At 45.7% G+C, this 17,354-nt stretch carries 19 protein-coding genes; 11 read left to right on the forward strand and 8 right to left on the reverse strand.

Annotated features, from left to right (window positions below; translation table 11 throughout):
- Positions 1-9: 9 nt before the first annotated feature.
- The 8 genes from L21SP3_RS04350 to L21SP3_RS04385 form a co-directional block, all read right to left on the reverse strand.
- A complete protein-coding gene (locus L21SP3_RS04350; protein ID WP_077539526.1) occupies positions 10-1,488 on the reverse strand; it encodes an efflux RND transporter periplasmic adaptor subunit in 1,479 nt (492 codons plus the stop codon).
- Positions 1,485-2,684, reverse strand: coding sequence for a type II secretion system protein GspD (locus L21SP3_RS04355; protein ID WP_161488095.1), 1,200 nt, complete (start codon positions 2,682-2,684; stop codon positions 1,485-1,487). The genes L21SP3_RS04350 and L21SP3_RS04355 overlap by 4 nt, the downstream gene beginning before the upstream one ends.
- Positions 2,685-2,842: 158 nt before the next feature.
- Positions 2,843-3,784 carry a DUF362 domain-containing protein gene (locus tag L21SP3_RS04360; RefSeq protein WP_077539528.1) on the reverse strand — a complete coding sequence of 314 codons (942 nt, stop codon included), beginning with the start codon at positions 3,782-3,784 and terminating at the stop codon, positions 2,843-2,845.
- Positions 3,781-4,533, reverse strand: a complete 753-nt coding sequence (locus L21SP3_RS04365; RefSeq protein ID WP_123785132.1) for a hypothetical protein — start codon at positions 4,531-4,533, stop codon at positions 3,781-3,783. The genes L21SP3_RS04360 and L21SP3_RS04365 overlap by 4 nt, the downstream gene beginning before the upstream one ends.
- 98 nt (positions 4,534-4,631) lie before the next feature.
- Positions 4,632-5,438 carry a segregation and condensation protein A gene (locus L21SP3_RS04370; protein WP_077539530.1) on the reverse strand — a complete coding sequence of 269 codons (807 nt, stop codon included), beginning with the start codon at positions 5,436-5,438 and terminating at the stop codon, positions 4,632-4,634.
- Between the two features lie 12 nt (positions 5,439-5,450).
- Complete coding sequence (locus tag L21SP3_RS04375; protein WP_123785133.1) at positions 5,451-6,578, reverse strand: Gfo/Idh/MocA family protein; 1,128 nt, start codon at positions 6,576-6,578, stop codon at positions 5,451-5,453.
- Positions 6,575-6,985 carry a dUTPase gene (locus L21SP3_RS04380; RefSeq protein ID WP_161488096.1) on the reverse strand — a complete coding sequence of 137 codons (411 nt, stop codon included), beginning with the start codon at positions 6,983-6,985 and terminating at the stop codon, positions 6,575-6,577. The genes L21SP3_RS04375 and L21SP3_RS04380 overlap by 4 nt, the downstream gene beginning before the upstream one ends.
- Positions 6,986-7,038: 53 nt before the next feature.
- The gene (locus L21SP3_RS04385) at positions 7,039-8,289 is read right to left on the reverse strand and encodes a serine hydroxymethyltransferase (protein WP_077539533.1); all 1,251 of its coding nucleotides are present in this window, start codon (positions 8,287-8,289) and stop codon (positions 7,039-7,041) included.
- Between the two features lie 273 nt (positions 8,290-8,562).
- Between L21SP3_RS04385 and L21SP3_RS04390 the strand changes: the two genes are divergently transcribed.
- The 11 genes from L21SP3_RS04390 (at position 8,563) to atpH (ending at position 17,336) form a co-directional block, all read left to right on the forward strand.
- Complete coding sequence (locus L21SP3_RS04390; protein WP_123785134.1) at positions 8,563-9,957, forward strand: tetratricopeptide repeat protein; 1,395 nt, start codon at positions 8,563-8,565, stop codon at positions 9,955-9,957.
- Between the two features lie 127 nt (positions 9,958-10,084).
- Positions 10,085-12,391 carry a S9 family peptidase gene (locus L21SP3_RS04395; RefSeq protein WP_077539535.1) on the forward strand — a complete coding sequence of 769 codons (2,307 nt, stop codon included), beginning with the start codon at positions 10,085-10,087 and terminating at the stop codon, positions 12,389-12,391.
- Positions 12,392-12,514: 123 nt separating this feature from the next.
- Positions 12,515-12,964 (forward strand): response regulator, encoded by a 450-nt coding sequence (locus L21SP3_RS04400; protein WP_161488097.1) that lies wholly within the window; start codon positions 12,515-12,517, stop codon positions 12,962-12,964.
- Positions 12,965-13,024: 60 nt separating this feature from the next.
- Positions 13,025-13,573, forward strand: a complete 549-nt coding sequence (locus tag L21SP3_RS04405) for a DNA-deoxyinosine glycosylase (protein WP_077539537.1) — start codon at positions 13,025-13,027, stop codon at positions 13,571-13,573.
- Between the two features lie 176 nt (positions 13,574-13,749).
- A complete protein-coding gene (locus L21SP3_RS04410) occupies positions 13,750-14,172 on the forward strand; it encodes a YkgJ family cysteine cluster protein (RefSeq protein ID WP_077539538.1) in 423 nt (140 codons plus the stop codon).
- Complete coding sequence (locus L21SP3_RS04415; protein WP_077539539.1) at positions 14,169-14,582, forward strand: YkgJ family cysteine cluster protein; 414 nt, start codon at positions 14,169-14,171, stop codon at positions 14,580-14,582. The genes L21SP3_RS04410 and L21SP3_RS04415 overlap by 4 nt, the downstream gene beginning before the upstream one ends.
- A 20-nt stretch (positions 14,583-14,602) precedes the next feature.
- Positions 14,603-15,076 (forward strand): hypothetical protein, encoded by a 474-nt coding sequence (locus tag L21SP3_RS04420; protein ID WP_077539540.1) that lies wholly within the window; start codon positions 14,603-14,605, stop codon positions 15,074-15,076.
- Complete coding sequence (gene atpB / locus L21SP3_RS04425; RefSeq protein ID WP_077539542.1) at positions 15,027-15,809, forward strand: F0F1 ATP synthase subunit A; 783 nt, start codon at positions 15,027-15,029, stop codon at positions 15,807-15,809. Before L21SP3_RS04420 ends, atpB begins: the two co-directional genes overlap by 50 nt.
- A 19-nt stretch (positions 15,810-15,828) precedes the next feature.
- Complete coding sequence (atpE, locus tag L21SP3_RS04430; protein WP_227806808.1) at positions 15,829-16,113, forward strand: ATP synthase F0 subunit C; 285 nt, start codon at positions 15,829-15,831, stop codon at positions 16,111-16,113.
- Positions 16,114-16,134: 21 nt separating this feature from the next.
- Positions 16,135-16,752: a F0F1 ATP synthase subunit B gene (gene atpF, locus L21SP3_RS04435; RefSeq protein ID WP_077539543.1), complete on the forward strand. Its 618-nt coding sequence runs from the start codon at positions 16,135-16,137 to the stop codon at positions 16,750-16,752.
- 14 nt (positions 16,753-16,766) lie between these two features.
- A complete protein-coding gene (gene atpH, locus L21SP3_RS04440; RefSeq protein ID WP_077539545.1) occupies positions 16,767-17,336 on the forward strand; it encodes an ATP synthase F1 subunit delta in 570 nt (189 codons plus the stop codon).
- Positions 17,337-17,354: the final 18 nt, after the last annotated feature.

The following is a 17,354-nucleotide window of genomic DNA, read 5'->3' on the forward strand; positions in this document are numbered from 1 at the left end:
CAATTAATTTTATTCTACAGGCTCAAACAGGCATACCTTGTCGCCGGCGTCAAGCCCTTTTTCTATGCTTACAAAATCATCATCTGCCGGGCCTATCTCCACATAAACTACCTCGGGGCTGCCGTTTTCTGTTCTATATACGAACAACCGTCCGTCTTTCTCGAAAACAGCCTCTATCGGAACTGCCAGAACATCCTTGAGCCTTTGTGAGATAATCTTCGCCTGAACATTCATACCAGTAACCATACGTTCGTTTTTTTCCTCCTCGGGAACGGTGATTCTGGTTTCATATATCTTAGGTGATGCAGGATCCCAGCGGAGCTGGTTTACCGGCAGAGGAGATATATCCGAAACTTCACCCTTAACAGAAAGCCCCTGTATAGACTCCACAGTGATAACAGCCTCGTCTCCCATATTAACTCTGGAACGGTAAATCTCAGGAAGATCCATATCTATCATAAGCTGCGAGAGATCCGGTATGGTAAGCAGGACCTCTCCCCTTCGAACATCCATACCTTCAGTAGGCTCTTCATCCCGCCACCTGTCGTCTGTATCTCCATAAAGAACTACTCCATCCACGGGCGATGTAAGCTCCATCATAGAGAGATATTCCCTGTGGCGTTTGAGCTCTTTCTCGAGCCTTTGAATGTCGTTTTTATGCCTCTGGATCTGATTCTGCTTTTGGATCAAGCTTGAATCTGCGCGAACCTGAGTCTTTTTCAAATCCAGCCTGCTCTGTTCAAGATTATTCTCCAGAGTTGTAATTCTGTTGCGGTAGGTGTATCTTTTGAAGATCTTATCATCAATCAGAACGTTTTCGTAATTAATCTCTTCACGCTCGATTCTGCCTTTCAGCGTTTCGAGGTGGTCTTCCGCCTCGTTCTTTTCTTCCTGATTGTCATACACTGTTGACTGATGCTCTTCGTAGGCCTCCTCATAGGCCTGCTCAGCTTCATCCAGCGCTTCACGTGCATTCTCCACCTCAACAGTCTGCTCGTCTCTGAGCTTCGGGCCTTCAAGCCTCAAAAACTTCGAAAGCTCTTCTTCTGCGTCCGTAACTCTGTCACGTGCCTGCCTGAGATTTGCCTCATTCTCGCTTTTCTGAATTTCCAGCTCTTCCTTGGCAATGCTGAGCTCTTTTCTGGAATTCTCAAGCTGATTTTCATATTCATCAACCTGTGAGACAAGCTCTTCATCGTCAAATTTAACCAAAACCTCGCCTTCCTCAACCTCTGAATTTTCGTCGATAACCCAGCTAATCTGAGTTCGGTACGAAGCCTCGTATCTTATTTTATGGTTCTTAAGCGAGTTTACTGTGCCCGACTCTTCCACCCCTATAACTATATCGCGGGGTTCAACGGTGAAGTATCGGTCGAGGTGGCTGGAATCTTTAGAGCTGCTGCTCTGTTTTTTTGCATCCTCGCAGCCAGACACTGAAATCAGCAAACCAGCTGCAAGAATTATTAAAGCAGTGGTTTTACGATTCACTTTTTCTCTCCGTTATCTTCTTCGATTTTTCTGTTCGGAAACAGTGCGTTTGAATTTCTGATCTGATCGCCGGTTTTTCTGATTGCCTCGGCCTGTTTTTCGATGTCAACAAAAGTGCCTACGGAATTCTGCACAACTTTAACTTTCATCACAAAAATAAGCTGCTTGATTATCTTTGAATCATCCTTAGACCTGAAAAGCTCTCCAATAAGAGGCAGATCTCCGAAGAAAGGAACTTTACTGTCCTGCTTGAGGTCTTCAGTTGAGTAAAGCCCGCCGAGCATAATAATCTCGCCGTCCTGAACGGTAAGCTCTGTTTCCACGTTCCTGATTGTTATTACGGGCGTCTGGGTTTTGTTGAATTCTTCGTAACGTGTAACCGTGCTGACCTCGGGATTAACCTGAAGCTTTACGGTCTTTTCGTTGATTCTGGTGGGGGTTACCTCAAGGCGTATGCCCGTTCTTTTATACTTGATGTCGGTATTAACGGTGCTTCCGGTTGTGGAGGTTGACTGGATCGGAAGATCCTCACCAGTAACGATGTTGCCCCTTTTATTCAGCGATACCACAATATTCGGAGAAGAGAGGATTTCTGCATCATTGGCCTTCTTGAGCCAGTTTGCAAGATAATTGAAGGTATTGATCTGCCCTTCAACGCCTACAGAATAGGGCGAGAAATCCAGCATATCCGGTTTCTGCGTGTAGTTTGTATCCGGGTCTGCCCCCGGGGGACGAAGGGATTTGGATTCTTCATCGTAAACAAAGTTCAGCTGCTGACGGTAATCATCTCTGGCGGAAACCTCTATCACCTTGGCCTCAACGAGTATCTGAGGTATAGGCACATCCATTGCAATAATCACCTCCCTGATCTGCTCGATCCGCTCGGTCGAATCACTGACGATTACCATATTCTTCTCTTCGCTCTCTTCGATAAGCCCGTTCCGGCTTATCGCTGCCTCAAGGCCGTCTGAAACCTCTTTGCAATCTGAATATCTGCACCTGTAAACAAGCGTTGAGAGCCCGTCTCCACCTTCTACAACCTTTACATAAGGCTCTTCCTGGATCTCGGTAATATTCGCTTGAGGATTGATTTCTTCACTGAAGAGATTTTCAAGCTGCCTGATGACTTCCTTCTTGCCTTCTGCGGGTTCTTCGTTTGCAGCGAAGACAAAAGAAGAGCTAATGAATAAAGACAAAATCAAAATTCTAAAAAATTCCATATTTACCCCAAAATAAGTTTTTGTTTTTATTTTGCGCATTTGCTGCAATGAAAGTTTAGTACTAATTACCTAAATCTGCATATCTAGCAATATGCCGATAATACTAAAAGATAAAAAAAACTTTCAAGCATTTTCTACCTTTTTGCTTTTATTTTAATCATAACGAGCAGCTGCTTGAATACACTTCTTACAATTCGGGCGAAACTGAAAGAAATTGGAATAGTTTGAGCCTTCTGAAAACCACACCCTGCAACCAGCTCGGGATTATCTCCAATTATATAAGACTGCTTACCCTTAAAATCAGGGTTTTGTTCGAGATAATATTTCACAAGAGGCAATTCTTCTATGCGGTAATCAAGCAGACGTGCGCAGGCGAGCTCGCAGCTGAGGGCAGAGCTGCCCGATAGAGTAATGCCGAGATTTCTGGCGTTTCCGTTTAGAGGCCCTCTTCCTTCCATGCATACAATCCCGTCTATAAGATTAAAGACGGGTGCAGTTTTTTCGTATATGCCCAGTATTAGTGCGGCAAAATCTTCGCAGGTTTTCCCCCTTTTGAAGTGCCAGTAGGCCTTTCTCTTTCCGCAAACTGTTCCAAACATATTTTTGAATGCAATGGTTGCACCGAGCTGCTGATGCGCCTTTAGCTTTGGAAGATTTATAATTGCATCAGCTTCTAAAGCATCTTTTGAGATATTCACATCTATCTCGGCATAGGGCAGGCGGGTTTTAACAGAGCTGCCGAATGTTTTGATCTCAACACCGATTTCCCTGAGCTGCCCTGCTGCCCCGAGCACCTCAAGGCAGTGCTCAGCGTTAGACCAAGCGGGAGAATCTGCCACGCAAACCCGTGCTCCAAAATCTTTGAGAAGCTTAGCTGTTTCTACAATGAAAGCAGGGTGCGTCTGGCTTGGTCTTTCAGGGGGATGAGGCGCAATCAAGTTCGGCTTCAAAATCACCCTGTCTGAGCGGGAGATGAGCTTATCCAGCCCGCCGGCAAGTTCGAAATGCCTTGCGATCGTTTCTCTCAGCTTATCGGGCTGATAGTCTTTGCAGTATATAAGCGATGCTGGTTTCATAATACGGCAGTGCAGGCTATAACATAAAAATTGAATCTGGATTCATCTTCCCTGTGCTGAAAGAGCTCTTTAGCAATGCTCTTATCCTGAAGAGGCAGGCTTTCAGGCATCATAACAATAAAACTTCCCCGCCTCATCCTGCAGCTTAATGCGCAGCTTTCGAATTCCGTTTTGCCGGCGTCTTTTAGCTTAGGGCGGATAATCTCCAGCGATTCAGCAAGGCCTGCCCCGTTGTCGAAAAAGGGCAGGAGAACAGCTATGTCGTTGCCGCCCCGCCGGATGGTAGAAAGGGTGATTCCGTATCTGCCTGAGCAGAGCTGCCTGTCTTGGGCAGTATTGGTTGAATCTACATAAATAACCGTTCTGAGCCCGTAAACTTCACGCAGATACACATCATCACTGCCCTCTTCATAAACCACAATATAAGTTTTGTTTTTAGACTCAGCGCCGGCCTCTTTAACCGCATCCGAGAGAATCTTCAAATCTCTGCTTTCTCCGGCTTTGTAAAGCAGGCCGTTCTTTTCAGCACTCTCATTGATTTGGGTTTCGCTCTGAGCTTCAATCTCATTTACTGGTATTCGAAGCTTGGCGAAATTCATCTTTTCAGCGCTGTATGTTATCACTCTGTATCTAATCTGAGACTGATTTCTCTGCTTGGGCTTAACATCAGCTGGGGTTTTCATTCGTGAGAAGTCTGTTATTTTCAGGCCTTCGTAATAGCCGGCCTGCCCTGCTTTCATACTCGGCATATTGCAGCCTGCAAGACCCGCCGAGATAAAAAAGGCAATCGATAAATGGATTAAGGCTTTATATATTCTCATATTTCAACAAGCCGCCCATAAAAAGGCTATTGCTCTGCTGCTTGGATTTCTTCATTTTCTGCGCCTGTGATGATATTGCTCACCGCCTGTTCGGCAGGTTCATCGGTTAGTGCTCTGATGTAAATAATATCAGTGCTCTCAGACTGCTCCGCCCATACCAGCGCATCGCGTATCAGTTCGAGAAGAGCCAGAAACATACCCGCCATAGACAGCCTGCTGGTACGTCCGTCGAATATGTGTTCAAAAGTAAGGGGGCCTTCCTGCTGGAGCCTGCCGAGAATTTCCACTTCATACTCGTCTATCGGTGTTTCATCCTTTATCAGGCTGTAGTCTCTGTATCGTCCAGTGGCCTTGAGAAGAGAATCGAAGGTTTCCAGAAGCGTCCAAACGCTCACCTCTTCAAGATCGAGCTCACGCTCCTCGTCTGAGGGCTGGAGGCGCTTTATGAACGTATCGGGGCGTTTATGCTTGCCCAAATGCTCCTGAGCTCTTGTTTCGAGGATATTTGCTGCATCCTTGAACCTCTTATACTCCAAAAGCTGCTTTACGAGCTTGTTTCTCGGGTCTTCCTCTTCGCCCCCTTCCTCTTCCGGAACGGTTTTAGGAAGAAGCATAGCTGATTTGATCTCCATAAGCGTTGCAGCCATAACAAGAAAATCGCCTGCAAGGTCGGTATCCAGCTTTTCAAGCATCTCCACATAATGCAGATACTGCTCTGTAACCTCTCTGATGGGTATGTCATAGATATCAACCTCATCCTTCTTTACAAGATAAAGAAGCAGGTCCATCGGACCGGTAAAGATATTTTCAAGCTCTATGTGATACTCAGCCATAATTCAATTCTTTTAAGTTTCCAGCATGGAATAATCAAAACCGCTGAGCTCTATCATCTTATCAGGCATCTCAGGGGTTTGAGTTTTGCAGGATAAATATGCCGCCTCTATAACTGCCATAGTGTTTATAAGACCTCTTTCCCTTGTGTTTACCGCAGCAGATTTTTCGGCAGCATCATCATCAATTTCAGCAGATTTCAGCAGTTTATGCACCACCCGCAGATTTTCCTCAATAGCCTGCTCACGAGAGGCTTCTGCGCTGGTCAGCTCTATCTCACTGCCGCTGATATCGGTAATGCGGAAGATTTCAGGGCCTGCTGATATTTTCATATCGGGCAGATAAATGTCAATACGTTCTTTATGGGCAAACTCATTCCTTGCTGCGCAGAGCGTGCAGCCGAGTGTTTCGCTGAATTTAACTGTCATTGAAATGCAATCTTCTGTAACCATATTCCTCTGAACAATATCGCCTGCCATATTGCTTTTCAGTGCATACACCGTTTCAGGCAGAGAGAAAAGCTCCACAAGGATATTTATAACAGAAAAGCAATTTCGCAGAAGCACTCCCCCGCCTGCAAGTTCGGGGTCTTTGAGCCAGTGGCTTTCCTGCTCACTGCTGCCTGAGGGGAAAAAGCCTCTTGCCTCTATAAGACAAACCTTTTTCTTTAACTCTTTGTTTTCCGAAAAAAATTCCAGCAGTCTGCGGTATCCCGGATAATTTCGAAAAGGGCTTGTAGAGAAATAGAAGGCGTTATTATTCTGTGCTTCGCTTATGATGTTCGCTGCCTGCGAGAGAGAGAAAAACGGAGGCATCGTTCTCACCACAGAAAGCCCCTTCTGGAAAGCAAGCGTAATTATGCCTTCATGCGGGGCATGCTGGGAGGCAGCAAGCAGAAGCTCCGCTCCGCAGGACAGGATCATCTGCCTCGGGTCGTCGTAATACCGGCAGCCGTACATATCCGCAGTGTTTTCAGCAAGCTCTTTATTCCTGCCTCCGAGCCCTGCAATCTCAAACTCCGGCATCCGGCTTACAATCTCAATCAGCCTCAAACCGGGCTCTGATGTACCAAGAAAGGCTGCACGAAGCCTTCCTTTGTTAATACTGCTTTTGCCCTGCCCCATCGAAATATTCCGATTCAAAGATTAACTGTTTTATTGTCGTCTTCGTTCTTCTCAGACATCGAATAATCGTTATCCTGACGGGAATGGTTTACGCCGAGCTTCTGCTGATAGAGATTATACACATCGTCTGCTGTGAGCCCTAAGCAATGGCAGAGGCTTATCCAGAAAAACAGCATATCTGTAACTTCCACTCTGGCATTCTGCAAATCGTGGATCTCAAACCTTCTGCCTTCTTTGGCCTCTTTGCACCAGTGCTTCCAATAGGTGCAGTCTCTAAGCTCCTCAATCTCGCTGGACATTGCAGCTAGATAATTATTGAGCCACTCGCCGCTTTCCTTCAGATCCATATTTTCTCGAACTTTATGAGCATCGAAACCGACTCTTTTGTTGAGTTCCGCCTGCTTTTCGAACAATTCCCTTAGCATTTGTTTCTCCATATAAACGGGAAGCCCGCCCCGAAAGGCGGGCATTAAACTTCCTATTCTTCTGAATGAATAAACGACTTCGGCAAAGGGAACCGGCTGCAAAAAAACCTAACTCTCTTGCCGATTCTGTCTATCGCCTGCAGGTCTTCTAAATTATCTGCTGTATCGTTTATCATCTCGGCAATCTCGGCCATATCAGATTCCTTCATCCCGCGGGTAGTAACAGCGGGCGTTCCGATTCTTACGCCGCTGGGATTGAAAGGAGGTGCTGGGTCGTTGGGAACTGTATTGCAGTTTGTAACAATACCCGCCCTGTCCAGAGCCTTGGCCATCTTCTTGCCCGAGATATTCTTGCTCCGCATATCGAGCAGAAGAAGATGATTATCTGTCCCGCCGCTTACGAGCTTAAATCCGAATTCCTGGAGCTTCTCGCCGAGAGCCTGTGCATTCTTCACTACCTGATGTGCGTATTCCTTGAACGATTCTGTGCCCGCTTCCTTCATCGCTACAGCAATCCCCGAGATAGTGTGCATATGCGGGCCGCCCTGCATACCGGGGAATACCGCTTTGTCTATCGCCTTTGCAAACTCTTCTTTGCACATAATCAAAGCACCTCTCGGTCCTCTGAGGGATTTGTGGGTGGTAGTGGTTACAACATCAGCAGCTTCCATCGGGCTTTCATGCGCCCCGCCCGCTACAAGGCCGGCTATATGGGCAATATCGCATACAAGATAAGCATCAACCTGATCGGCTATCTCTCTGAAAGCCTTGAAGTCTATTTTTCTTGGGTATGCCGATGTCCCTGCGATAAGTATTTTCGGCTTGTTTTCCTTAGCAATCTCGGCTATCTGGTCGTAGTCGAACAGATCAGTATCATAATTAACCGGATACTGAACCGACTTAAATACCTTGCCTGTAGCGCTTACCTTCCAGCCGTGAGTAAGATGGCCGCCGTCGGGAAGGGAAAGCCCCATTATTGTATCTCCCGGGTCTGCAAGGGCGAGATAGGCTGCCATATTTGCAATCGAGCCCGAATAAGACTGCACATTCACGTGCTGAGCCCGGAAAACATCCCCGGCTCTCTGCTTTGCAAGGTCTTCAATCAGATCAGTAACCTGCTGACCTTCATAATACCTTTTGTTCGGATAGCCCTCTGCATACTTGTTTGTCAGGCAGCTTCCAGTAGCCTGCATAACATTCTGAGATACATAGTTCTCAGAAGGAATCAAACGTATTGTCGATGCCTGTCTGGCTTCTTCCTGTTTAATAAGTTCATTGACCTGAGGGTCATAATATTTCAGCATTATTAAATCTCTCCATTAAACTTAAGTTAAGACTAGAAAATGTGAAAATCGGAATAATTTACCGTTGTTCGTATTATATTCGCCGCTGAACACCTTCGGCAGGGCGAACCTTATAACAAACTCGCCGCTGTTGGGCAAGTATTTTATTGACAACATTATAATCAAAACTCTATAATGTGAAACCTAAAATAATCAGCCTGAGCCGTGTGGAACTTTTTATCAGCTGTTTTGCCGGCAGGGATTCTTTTTTTTATACTTTTAGAAGAGCTTTTTATGGTTGAAAACAACGATAAAAGAACTGCTGAAAGCGCCAGAGCATTTTTCAACCGCGCTGAGGAAGTAGCATCTGTGGATAATTACGATTATGCTGTGGAGCTTTATATCGAGGGGATCAGAAGATGGCCGGAAGCAGTTGAAGAAGGGCACAAGCCGCTGAGAAAGCTCGCCCTGCTCAGGCAGGCAGACGGCGGTAAAAAGCCCGGAATAAAAGAACGCTTTTCTAAAACCAGTTTCAAAGACCCGGTGGAGGAGCTCACTCACGCTGAATATCTTTTCTCGAAAGACCCCGAAAATGTCGGATATGCAGAGATGATTGTTAAAGCCGCCCGAAAAGGCGGGTTTAAAGAGATTTTGGAGTGGATAAGCAAGCTGCTTCTCTATATCATAAAAAACAAAGAGAAACGCCCCTTTTCAACGCTGATGCTTCTAAAAGAGGCTTTCTCCTCGATAGAACATTACCAAGAGGCAGTTTTTGCGTGTCAGCTTGCAAAACAGGCAAAACCCGGAGATATGAGCCTTGATGACGAGATAAAAAACCTTATGGCTAAGCAGACGATCCAGAAAGTCCGCTATGATACGGGGGACGACTACCGCAAAGCCGTGCAGGATATGGACAAGCAGGAAGAGCTCCAGCAGAAGGATGCAGTTCATAAAACCGACAGCTACAGAACAAAAGAGGTTCAGCAGCTCGAAGAAAGACTGAAACAGAGCCCCGATTCACAGAATCTAAGGCTCGAATATGCAAAAAAAGCTGCCCAGCTTGAAGACCCGAAGCTCTTTATGGAAGTTTGCAAAAAGCTTAATGACTGGCACAAAGAAACCAGAGACTTTGCCTATCAGCGGGCTCTCGGGGAAATAATCATCCGAGACCTCAAAGCAAAAATCAGATACACCAAAAGCGATATCGAAACACACGGGAAAAGTGAGAAGAATACGGCACGGCTCAAAGACCTTGCCCATAAACTCTCCGAAGCTGAGCTCCAGCACTACAGCGGCTGCGTTGAAAACTATCCTACAGAAGCAAACTACAAATTTGAGCTCGCTGTTCGTCTTATGCAGAAAAAGAAATACGACGAGGCCATCCCGCTGTTTCAGAAATCAAGGAACAGGCCTTCTCTTAGAATATCCTCGCTCAATATGCTCGGTATGTGCTTTTTCAACAAAGGCTGGTATGCCGATGCTGTTGACATATTTGAAGAAGCGCTCAAACAGCATACAAGCGACTATGACGATATATACAAAGAGCTCAGATACAACCTTGCGAGAGCCCTCGAACACGACCGCAGATACCAGCAGGCATACAATATCTACAGAAAGCTCGCCCAGCTGGATTATTCATACAGGGATATTTCCGCAAGGGTGAACAGGCTCAGGGCTCAGCTTGAATAGCGATTGAAGCTAAAGCCAGTACAGGGCAAATTCTAAGGCAATTGCCAAACCTTACTCCTCAAGGCTATCTATATCACTTGGAAGCATTAATAAGCTGTTTTAGTTTTTATTTCTTTAAAGGTTTACTATGAGGCAAAGTATTTCTCTGATTACCCTGATTGCTGCTGCGAGCATAGCCGCTAGCGCTCTTGACTTGTACAAAAAGGCGGATGAAAGCATAACAAATCGCGGCAGAGGCCTTGTTTTTACTGATTCGGTAAACCCGAACTGGATACACGGTTCAAGCAGTTTCTGGTACAAGAGGAATGTGCCTGAAGGCAGTGAATATTTATTGGTTTGTCCGGATAAGAAGCTTCGCAAAAGGGCCTTCAGCCATAAAGACCTTGCGGAGAAATTAAGCAGGGCTTTAGGCAAGAAATATTCACCTCTCAAGCTCCCTTTTAATAAGGTCTTATTCTCTAAAGATTTGAGGCAAGTAAGCTTGGAGGCGGAAGGCAAAAAATTCACCTACACCCTTGAAGATTCAAACTTGAAACAAGTTGACAGCGAGAATAACAAGCCGAAAAATAAGGCAGAAAACAAAAATGCAAAACCACGGAAACAGTTAGGTAAAGTTTCTCCAAACGGCAAATGGCGGGCGTTCAGGAAAAATCATAATCTCTGGTTCGAAAATATGGAAACAGGGAAGGAATTTGCGGCAACGCAGGATGGGAAGCTGCTGAATGCATACGCCTCAAGCGTTCCCGCACCTCAGAAAATCAGCGATGAAGATTTTCTCAGGGGAGGCGAATCAATCAAAACAAATTTCACAGGCGCTTGGAGCCCGGACTCAAAATACTTCGCCTGCCATAAGGTAAATCTGGAAGGCTGCGGCTTGCTTCATCTTCTGAAAAATGCCCCGAAAAATTCAGCAAGACCTGAGCTTTATTCCTATGTTTACCCGATGGGGGCTGATGAAAACGTCCCTGAATGCAGTCCTTACGTATTCTGCCCTTCGAATAAGACGGGGGAAAAATGCGATGTAAAGCCAATTTACAGGCTCTACTACGGCGGCGCTGCGGGCATCAGCTGGGACCGAGATTCTCAAACCTTCACATATCTCTGGCGTGCAAGGGGATATAAACAGGCCAAACTCATTGAGATAAACGCTGAAACCGCTAAGCCTCGAACTATTATCTCGGAAAAAACTGATACCACCCTGCCGCCAATGTATCGGGAAATTTATAAGCTGAAAACGAAACCGGAAATCTTATGGACAAGCGAGCAGAAAGGCTGGAATCAGCTTTATAATGTAAACAGAGACACGGGAGAGGCAAAGCTTCTCACTCCTGCCCCGTTTTTCACGAAGAAAATCTACTTCGTAAACGAAAAGCAGCGTTTTGCAGTAATAGCGGGAGCTGCCAGCGAAGAAGGCGACCCATACTACAGGTACATATACAAGGTGAATCTGGACGGAAAGGGCATAAAACTGCTTACGCCCGGGCTTGGCAATCATAAAGTGAAATTCGGGCCTCGGCACAAATACTTTATTGATTCAGTGAGCACAGTGGAATGCCCTCCTGAAATTTGCCTGAGGAATATGGAAGGGGAAAAAGTTCTCGAACTTGAAAAGGCGGATATCAGCCAACTTCTTGAGACGGGCTGGGAGCCTCCTGTTAAATTCAAGACAAAGGCCGCTGACGGAGAAACTGATATTTACGGCAATCTCTTTCTGCCCAAAAATAAAAAGCCCCAAAAGGCCTATCCGGTGCTTGAGCATGTTTACACAGGCCCGCACAGCTACTACACAAGGAAACATTTCCGCCCTTGGTGCTGGGAAGAGGTTTACACGAAGCTTGGGTTTGCGGTAATTCGGGTTGACCCGCGCGGAACAGGCTGCAGAAGCAAAAAATTCCACGACTACTCCTACAAAAATCTCGGCGAAAGCGGCATAGACGACCGCATAGCTGCAATAAAACAGATGGCTAAAAAATATCCCTGCATTGATGCCTCGAGGGTTGGCTGTTTCGGGGGCAGCGCCGGGGGATACGATGCAGCAAGAGCCCTCCTGATACGTCCTGAATTCTATTCCGCTGCGGTAGCTGTATCCGGCAATCACGACCACCGCAACGACAAAGCATGGTGGGCAGAAGCTTGGATGAGCTATCCGGACGAAGGGCAATATAAAGCCCAGTCCAACATAACAGCAGCAAAAAATCTTGAGGGAAATCTGCTTCTGATTCATGGCGATATGGATAAAAACGTTCATATCAGCGCAAGTTTCCAGCTCGCTGAGGCACTGATCAAAGCCAATAAGAATTTTGATTTTATTCCGGCAGTTAATTCCGGCCACGGCTGCCCGGAGCTGTACTACGAACGCCGCAGATGGGATTATTTCATCAAGCATCTTAAAGGGCTTCAGCCGCCTGAAGAATATAATATTGGAAAAAAATAAACCGTAACAGCACATCTATTGTAAATGTGCGTATTGCTTTTTAGTAATAATACTTGCCCTTTAGCTTTATATATTCAAAATAGGGGCATTAAAGAGAGCAATTTAAGCATTTGGAGAAGTTATATGGCAGAAGCCGGAAAAATTAATACAACAATCCTGCTTGTTGAAGATAACCCGGGCGATCAGAAGCTGTTCAGTAAATCTTTGCAGATGAAGGAGATTGATTCGGAGGTTGTAACAGTTGGCACAGGCGAGGAGGCTGTCGAATATTTCAAATCAGCAGGTGGAGACATAAATTTCATCAGGCCGGATCTGATAATTCTCGATTTGAATATGCCCGGGATGGGCGGAAAGGCATTTCTCAAGCAGTTCAAAAAGATGGAAGATTTTAATGATATTCCGGTTGTTGTGCTTACCACCTCCGATTCGGATATAGATATCGTTGAAAGCTATAAGCTTCAGGCCGCAGGATATATCAAAAAGCCGGTTTCGCTTAAGGGATTTCTGGATGTAATCTCTACGCTCGAGCAATACTGGATGGGCATTTGCAGACTGCCCGGAAGAGACTCCTGAATGAGATTTGTGTTATAATTGCAGCAATAAAAGACTTTAATTTTGCAGACAGTTATTTAAATGAATTCCTGTTCCAAAAACCCCTGCCCGCATATTGACCAAGGCATCCTCCAGAGCTTTGATTTCTCAGCAGACCGGCGCAGCAGAATTCTTATCCTCGGGTCTATGCCCGGCGGCGAATCGCTAAAGCAGCGGCAGTATTATGCCCACCATAAAAACCTTTTCTGGCATTTTATGGGGATATTCTTCGCGGCAGGCTGGCAGCTGCCCTACCCCAAAAGGCTTGAAAAGCTTAGAGACAGCGGTGTGGCGTTGTGGGACGCTGCCCAAAGCTGCCTGAGAGAAGGCAGCCTCGACAGCAATATCAAAGAAGCCCAGCCAAACGATTTTTCCAGCCTTATTGAAACTGCTCCAAATATCCACACTGTTTTCTTTAACGGGCGGAAGGCCGCTGAGCTTTTCAGAAAACTTGCCGCACCTGAATTTCCGCAAATTCAGAGAATTGAGCAAATCACCCTGCCATCAACCAGCCCTGCTAACGCATCTATCCCCTACGACAATAAACTCTCCGCTTGGCGTGAGGTTCTAAAGGCTGCCGAGAAGTTTTAATATTAATATTCACCGGAAAGTAAGCTTTGATTCAGAGTAGAGTCAGTTTCTAACCCCGCTGAATACTTTTTGGAATACTCTAAAATTGAAAATCGGCATCTAATCTGGTATAATCACTCAAGCGGCAGGGTCAAACAGAAAAGTTATTCGCCGGAAAGCGGCGGGGAGCGAAATATATGAGCAATTATCCTTGGTATGCAGCAGGCCTGCACTTTGAATGTATGCAATGCAGAAACTGCTGTTCTGGGCCGGGCGAAGGTTACGTATGGGTAAGCGAGGCAGAGCTGGCCAAAATAGCTGAAAAGCTGGGCAAAAGCTTTGAAGAGGTTAAGAAAACCCACTCCCGCAAGGCACAGGGAGGGATAAGTCTTCTCGAAGATGAGCTCACAAAAGATTGCGAATTTCTCACTAATAACGGGTGCAGTATATACAGTGTTCGCCCGCTTCAATGCCGAACATGGCCGTTCTGGGAATGCAATCTTGAAAGCCCGGAAACATGGAATCTTGCAGCAAAAAGATGCCCGGGCATCAACCGTGGCCGGCTTTACACCTTTGAAGAGATTGAAAGCATACGAAAAAATGAGGGAATTGCGGTATGACAGACAAGCGGAAGGTATTAGAGGAGGTTGTAAAGGTGTACGCCTCAATTGAAAGGCGGCTTTCCACCGAAAATATCCCGCACTGCCGTCAGTGCGGAAGCTGCTGCAATTTCGCAAGATTCGGGCACAGGCTGTATGTATCCACGCCTGAGATTATGTATTTCAGGCATTATGTGCCGGCCAAAGCTGAACTGATAAACGGCAAATGCCCATACCTGAAAGACAGCAAATGCAGTGTTCACAAATACCGCTTTGCGGGCTGTCGAGTTTTCAACTGTATGATGAGTGAACAGCTTCAGTCTGAAATCAGCGAGTTTGCAGTGAAAAGATTCCGAAACATCTGTGATAAACACGGACTTGAGTATCAATATATAGACCTTGAACAGGCCCTGCAGTCTGATATACATTAGAAAAAGGGACAGCCGGAATATTGAACAGCTTAAGAAACATCTTCTCAAGCAGTAATCTGATAAAATTAGCAGTAATTGCTGTTTTGCTTGCCTTATTCTACCGCATCAGCGAGCAATTTAAGGGCGGAACAGAAACAGAATATCTTTACGCCCTCGGACTTGTCTCGGTGTGCATTATCATATCTCTAATACCGCTTTGGATTGCAAGGCCTAAAAAAACAGGCGTGTTCCTCGCTGTTTTTCTTATCGGATTTTTTATTCGCCTCTTGCTAATATTGGGCGGTGCGGTTATACTTTCGCTTTTTGTAATCGAACATAAACTTTACTTTATCTTCTGGGTAGGACTGCTGTATATAATGTTTTTGGCGTTCGAAACATTTAAGTGCGTAAAGCGAATCAGGCGGCTCAATTTTGCCCCTGAAAACCCATTTGAAAAGGAAGAAAATGAAATTTGCATTAGCGACAATGAATCCCCTCGAAGAGGTGCTCTCTAAGAAGCTCTTCAGCTTCGGCGGGTTCGTTTTCACTAATCATATGGTTATGGTAGCCATAGCTGCCAGTATTTTGCTTATTGTTCTGCCTCTTACCTGCGGTAAAATTCGAATGATAAGAACAGGATTCGGCAACGCTATTGAAACAATCTGCGTATTCTTCCGCAATGAGGTTGTAAAGCCGTTTCTCAAAGACCAGACAGACAAATACGTGTCCGTTATTTGGACTCTGTTTTTCTTTATACTGTCTATGAATCTATTGGGAATGATTCCGCTGGACAAGATTATATATCTGTTTACAGGCCAGAAGAATCACATTGTCGGTGCTGCAACCGGCAATATATTTGTTACCGGAGCTCTTGCCCTCTTTTCATTTATATTTTTCCACGCAGCGGGAATCCTTGAAAACGGAGTTGGCAACTACATCCGCAATTTCTGCCCGAAAGTGCCCGGGCCGATCTACCCGCTCATTTTTCTGCTTGAGGTGCTGAGTTCTTTCATTAGGATGTTCTCTCTTGCGGTAAGGCTCTTTGCCAACCTTTTTGCAGGACATATGATGCTCGCAGTAATACTCGGGTTTATCTTCTTTTTCAAGAATATACTCGCAGCAACCGTTTCAATCTCATTCGCAGCTTTGATAAGTATGCTTGAGCTGTTTGTTGCGTTCTTACAGGCGTATATATTTGCTTTTCTTACTACTATTTACATTGGAATGGCAATCCATCAAGACCATTAATACTGAAAGGAACTAAGTGATGACAAAACTACTTACAGTTTTGCCGGCAATGCTCTCCACAGTCAACATTGATATTGACGACAAGGGTATTGTAATGCTTGGCGGCCTTCTCGGCTGCGGGCTTATAGTAATCGGCGCAGGACTCGGCATTGGAAACCTTGCCGGCAGGGCTACCGAAGCTATTGCAAGACAACCGGAAGCCGGAGGCAGAATCTTCACCTGTATGCTCATTGCAGCATCGCTGATTGAAGGTGTTACTCTTATCGGGCTTATTATCTGCCTGCTTCCTCTTTTCTTTATGTAAGATTAAAAAGGGGCTGCAAAATTGGCTTTAGTCGAAAAAATCAGATACCTGCTTCTCTGTTTTTCAGTGAATGCAGTCCTGCTTGCATCTGAAACAGCATCAGGCGGGGCAGAAGGCGAATCCGAGAAGGTTAATATCTTCAGCGGATACCTGAGCGAATCGATCTGGACGCTTGTCTGGTTCGCTGTTCTGGTGTTTATGCTTGGAAAGTTTGTATGGAAGCCTATGCTCGCGGGGCTTAAAGCTCGTGAAGACCATATCAGCGGCGAGATAAACAGCGCCGAGGAGATGAAGAAAGAGGCCGGCCAGAAACTTGAGCAGTATCAGGGCAAATTGGAAAATGCCGAAAAAGAAGGAAGAAAGGCCGCTCAGAAGCATATAAACGAAGCCGAGAAAAAAGGACAGGAGATCCTTACAAAGGCTATGTCTGAAGCAGACCAGATCAAGGCAAGGGCCAGAGAGGACGCCAGAAAGGCCGCTGAATCTGCAAAGGGTTCTTTTGTGGATGAGGCAGGAACGATTGTATGCTCGCTGGGAAGCACGATTATCGGCAGAGTTATAACGCCGGAAGACAACAAGCAGCTGATCGATCAGGCCGTTGATGAATTCAAGAAATCTTATATCTCCGGAAACAGCTGAAGCGGCGGTCCTGTATGAAAGATTTTTCAGCTACAGCAGAGATTTACGCAAAGCCTTTTTTTGAAATTGCCAAGGAAAAAGGCAAAATTCAGCAGCTGTTCAGCGAGCTTGAGGTTTGTGCAGAAAGTTTTACAAAGCAGAAAGAAGTCCTCAGCTTTTTCGAAAGCCCTTTCGTTCAAACCAGCGAAAAAATAAAAGCTGTGGAAAATGCACTGACCGGAAAAGCAGATAATTTCACTACTGGGCTTATGGTGAGCCTTGCCAGAAGGGCAAGGATAAGCTTGCTGCCGGATATACTTAAGGCTTTCGAAGTGCTGGAGGCAGAAAGCAGAGGCGTTGAGTTTGTGAAAGTTACTCTCGCCTCCGAGCCGAGCGAAGAAACCAGAGAGCATATAGAGAAAAGGCTCAGAGAAGTTACGGGAAAAGAAACCAGATTCGAATACCATTTCAACCCTGATCTGATAGGCGGGGTTGTAATAGAGCACAACGGCAAGGTTGTGGACAATTCAGTGCGGAGTAATTTAAACAATGCCGTAAACAAGATTACCGGCAGAATTCGCAGCCGAAGGCTTAAGTCGGGCTAATCAGTAATTCAGGAAATA

It is taken from the genome of Sedimentisphaera cyanobacteriorum (assembly GCF_001997385.1).
Taxonomy (GTDB): domain Bacteria; phylum Planctomycetota; class Phycisphaerae; order Sedimentisphaerales; family Sedimentisphaeraceae; genus Sedimentisphaera; species Sedimentisphaera cyanobacteriorum.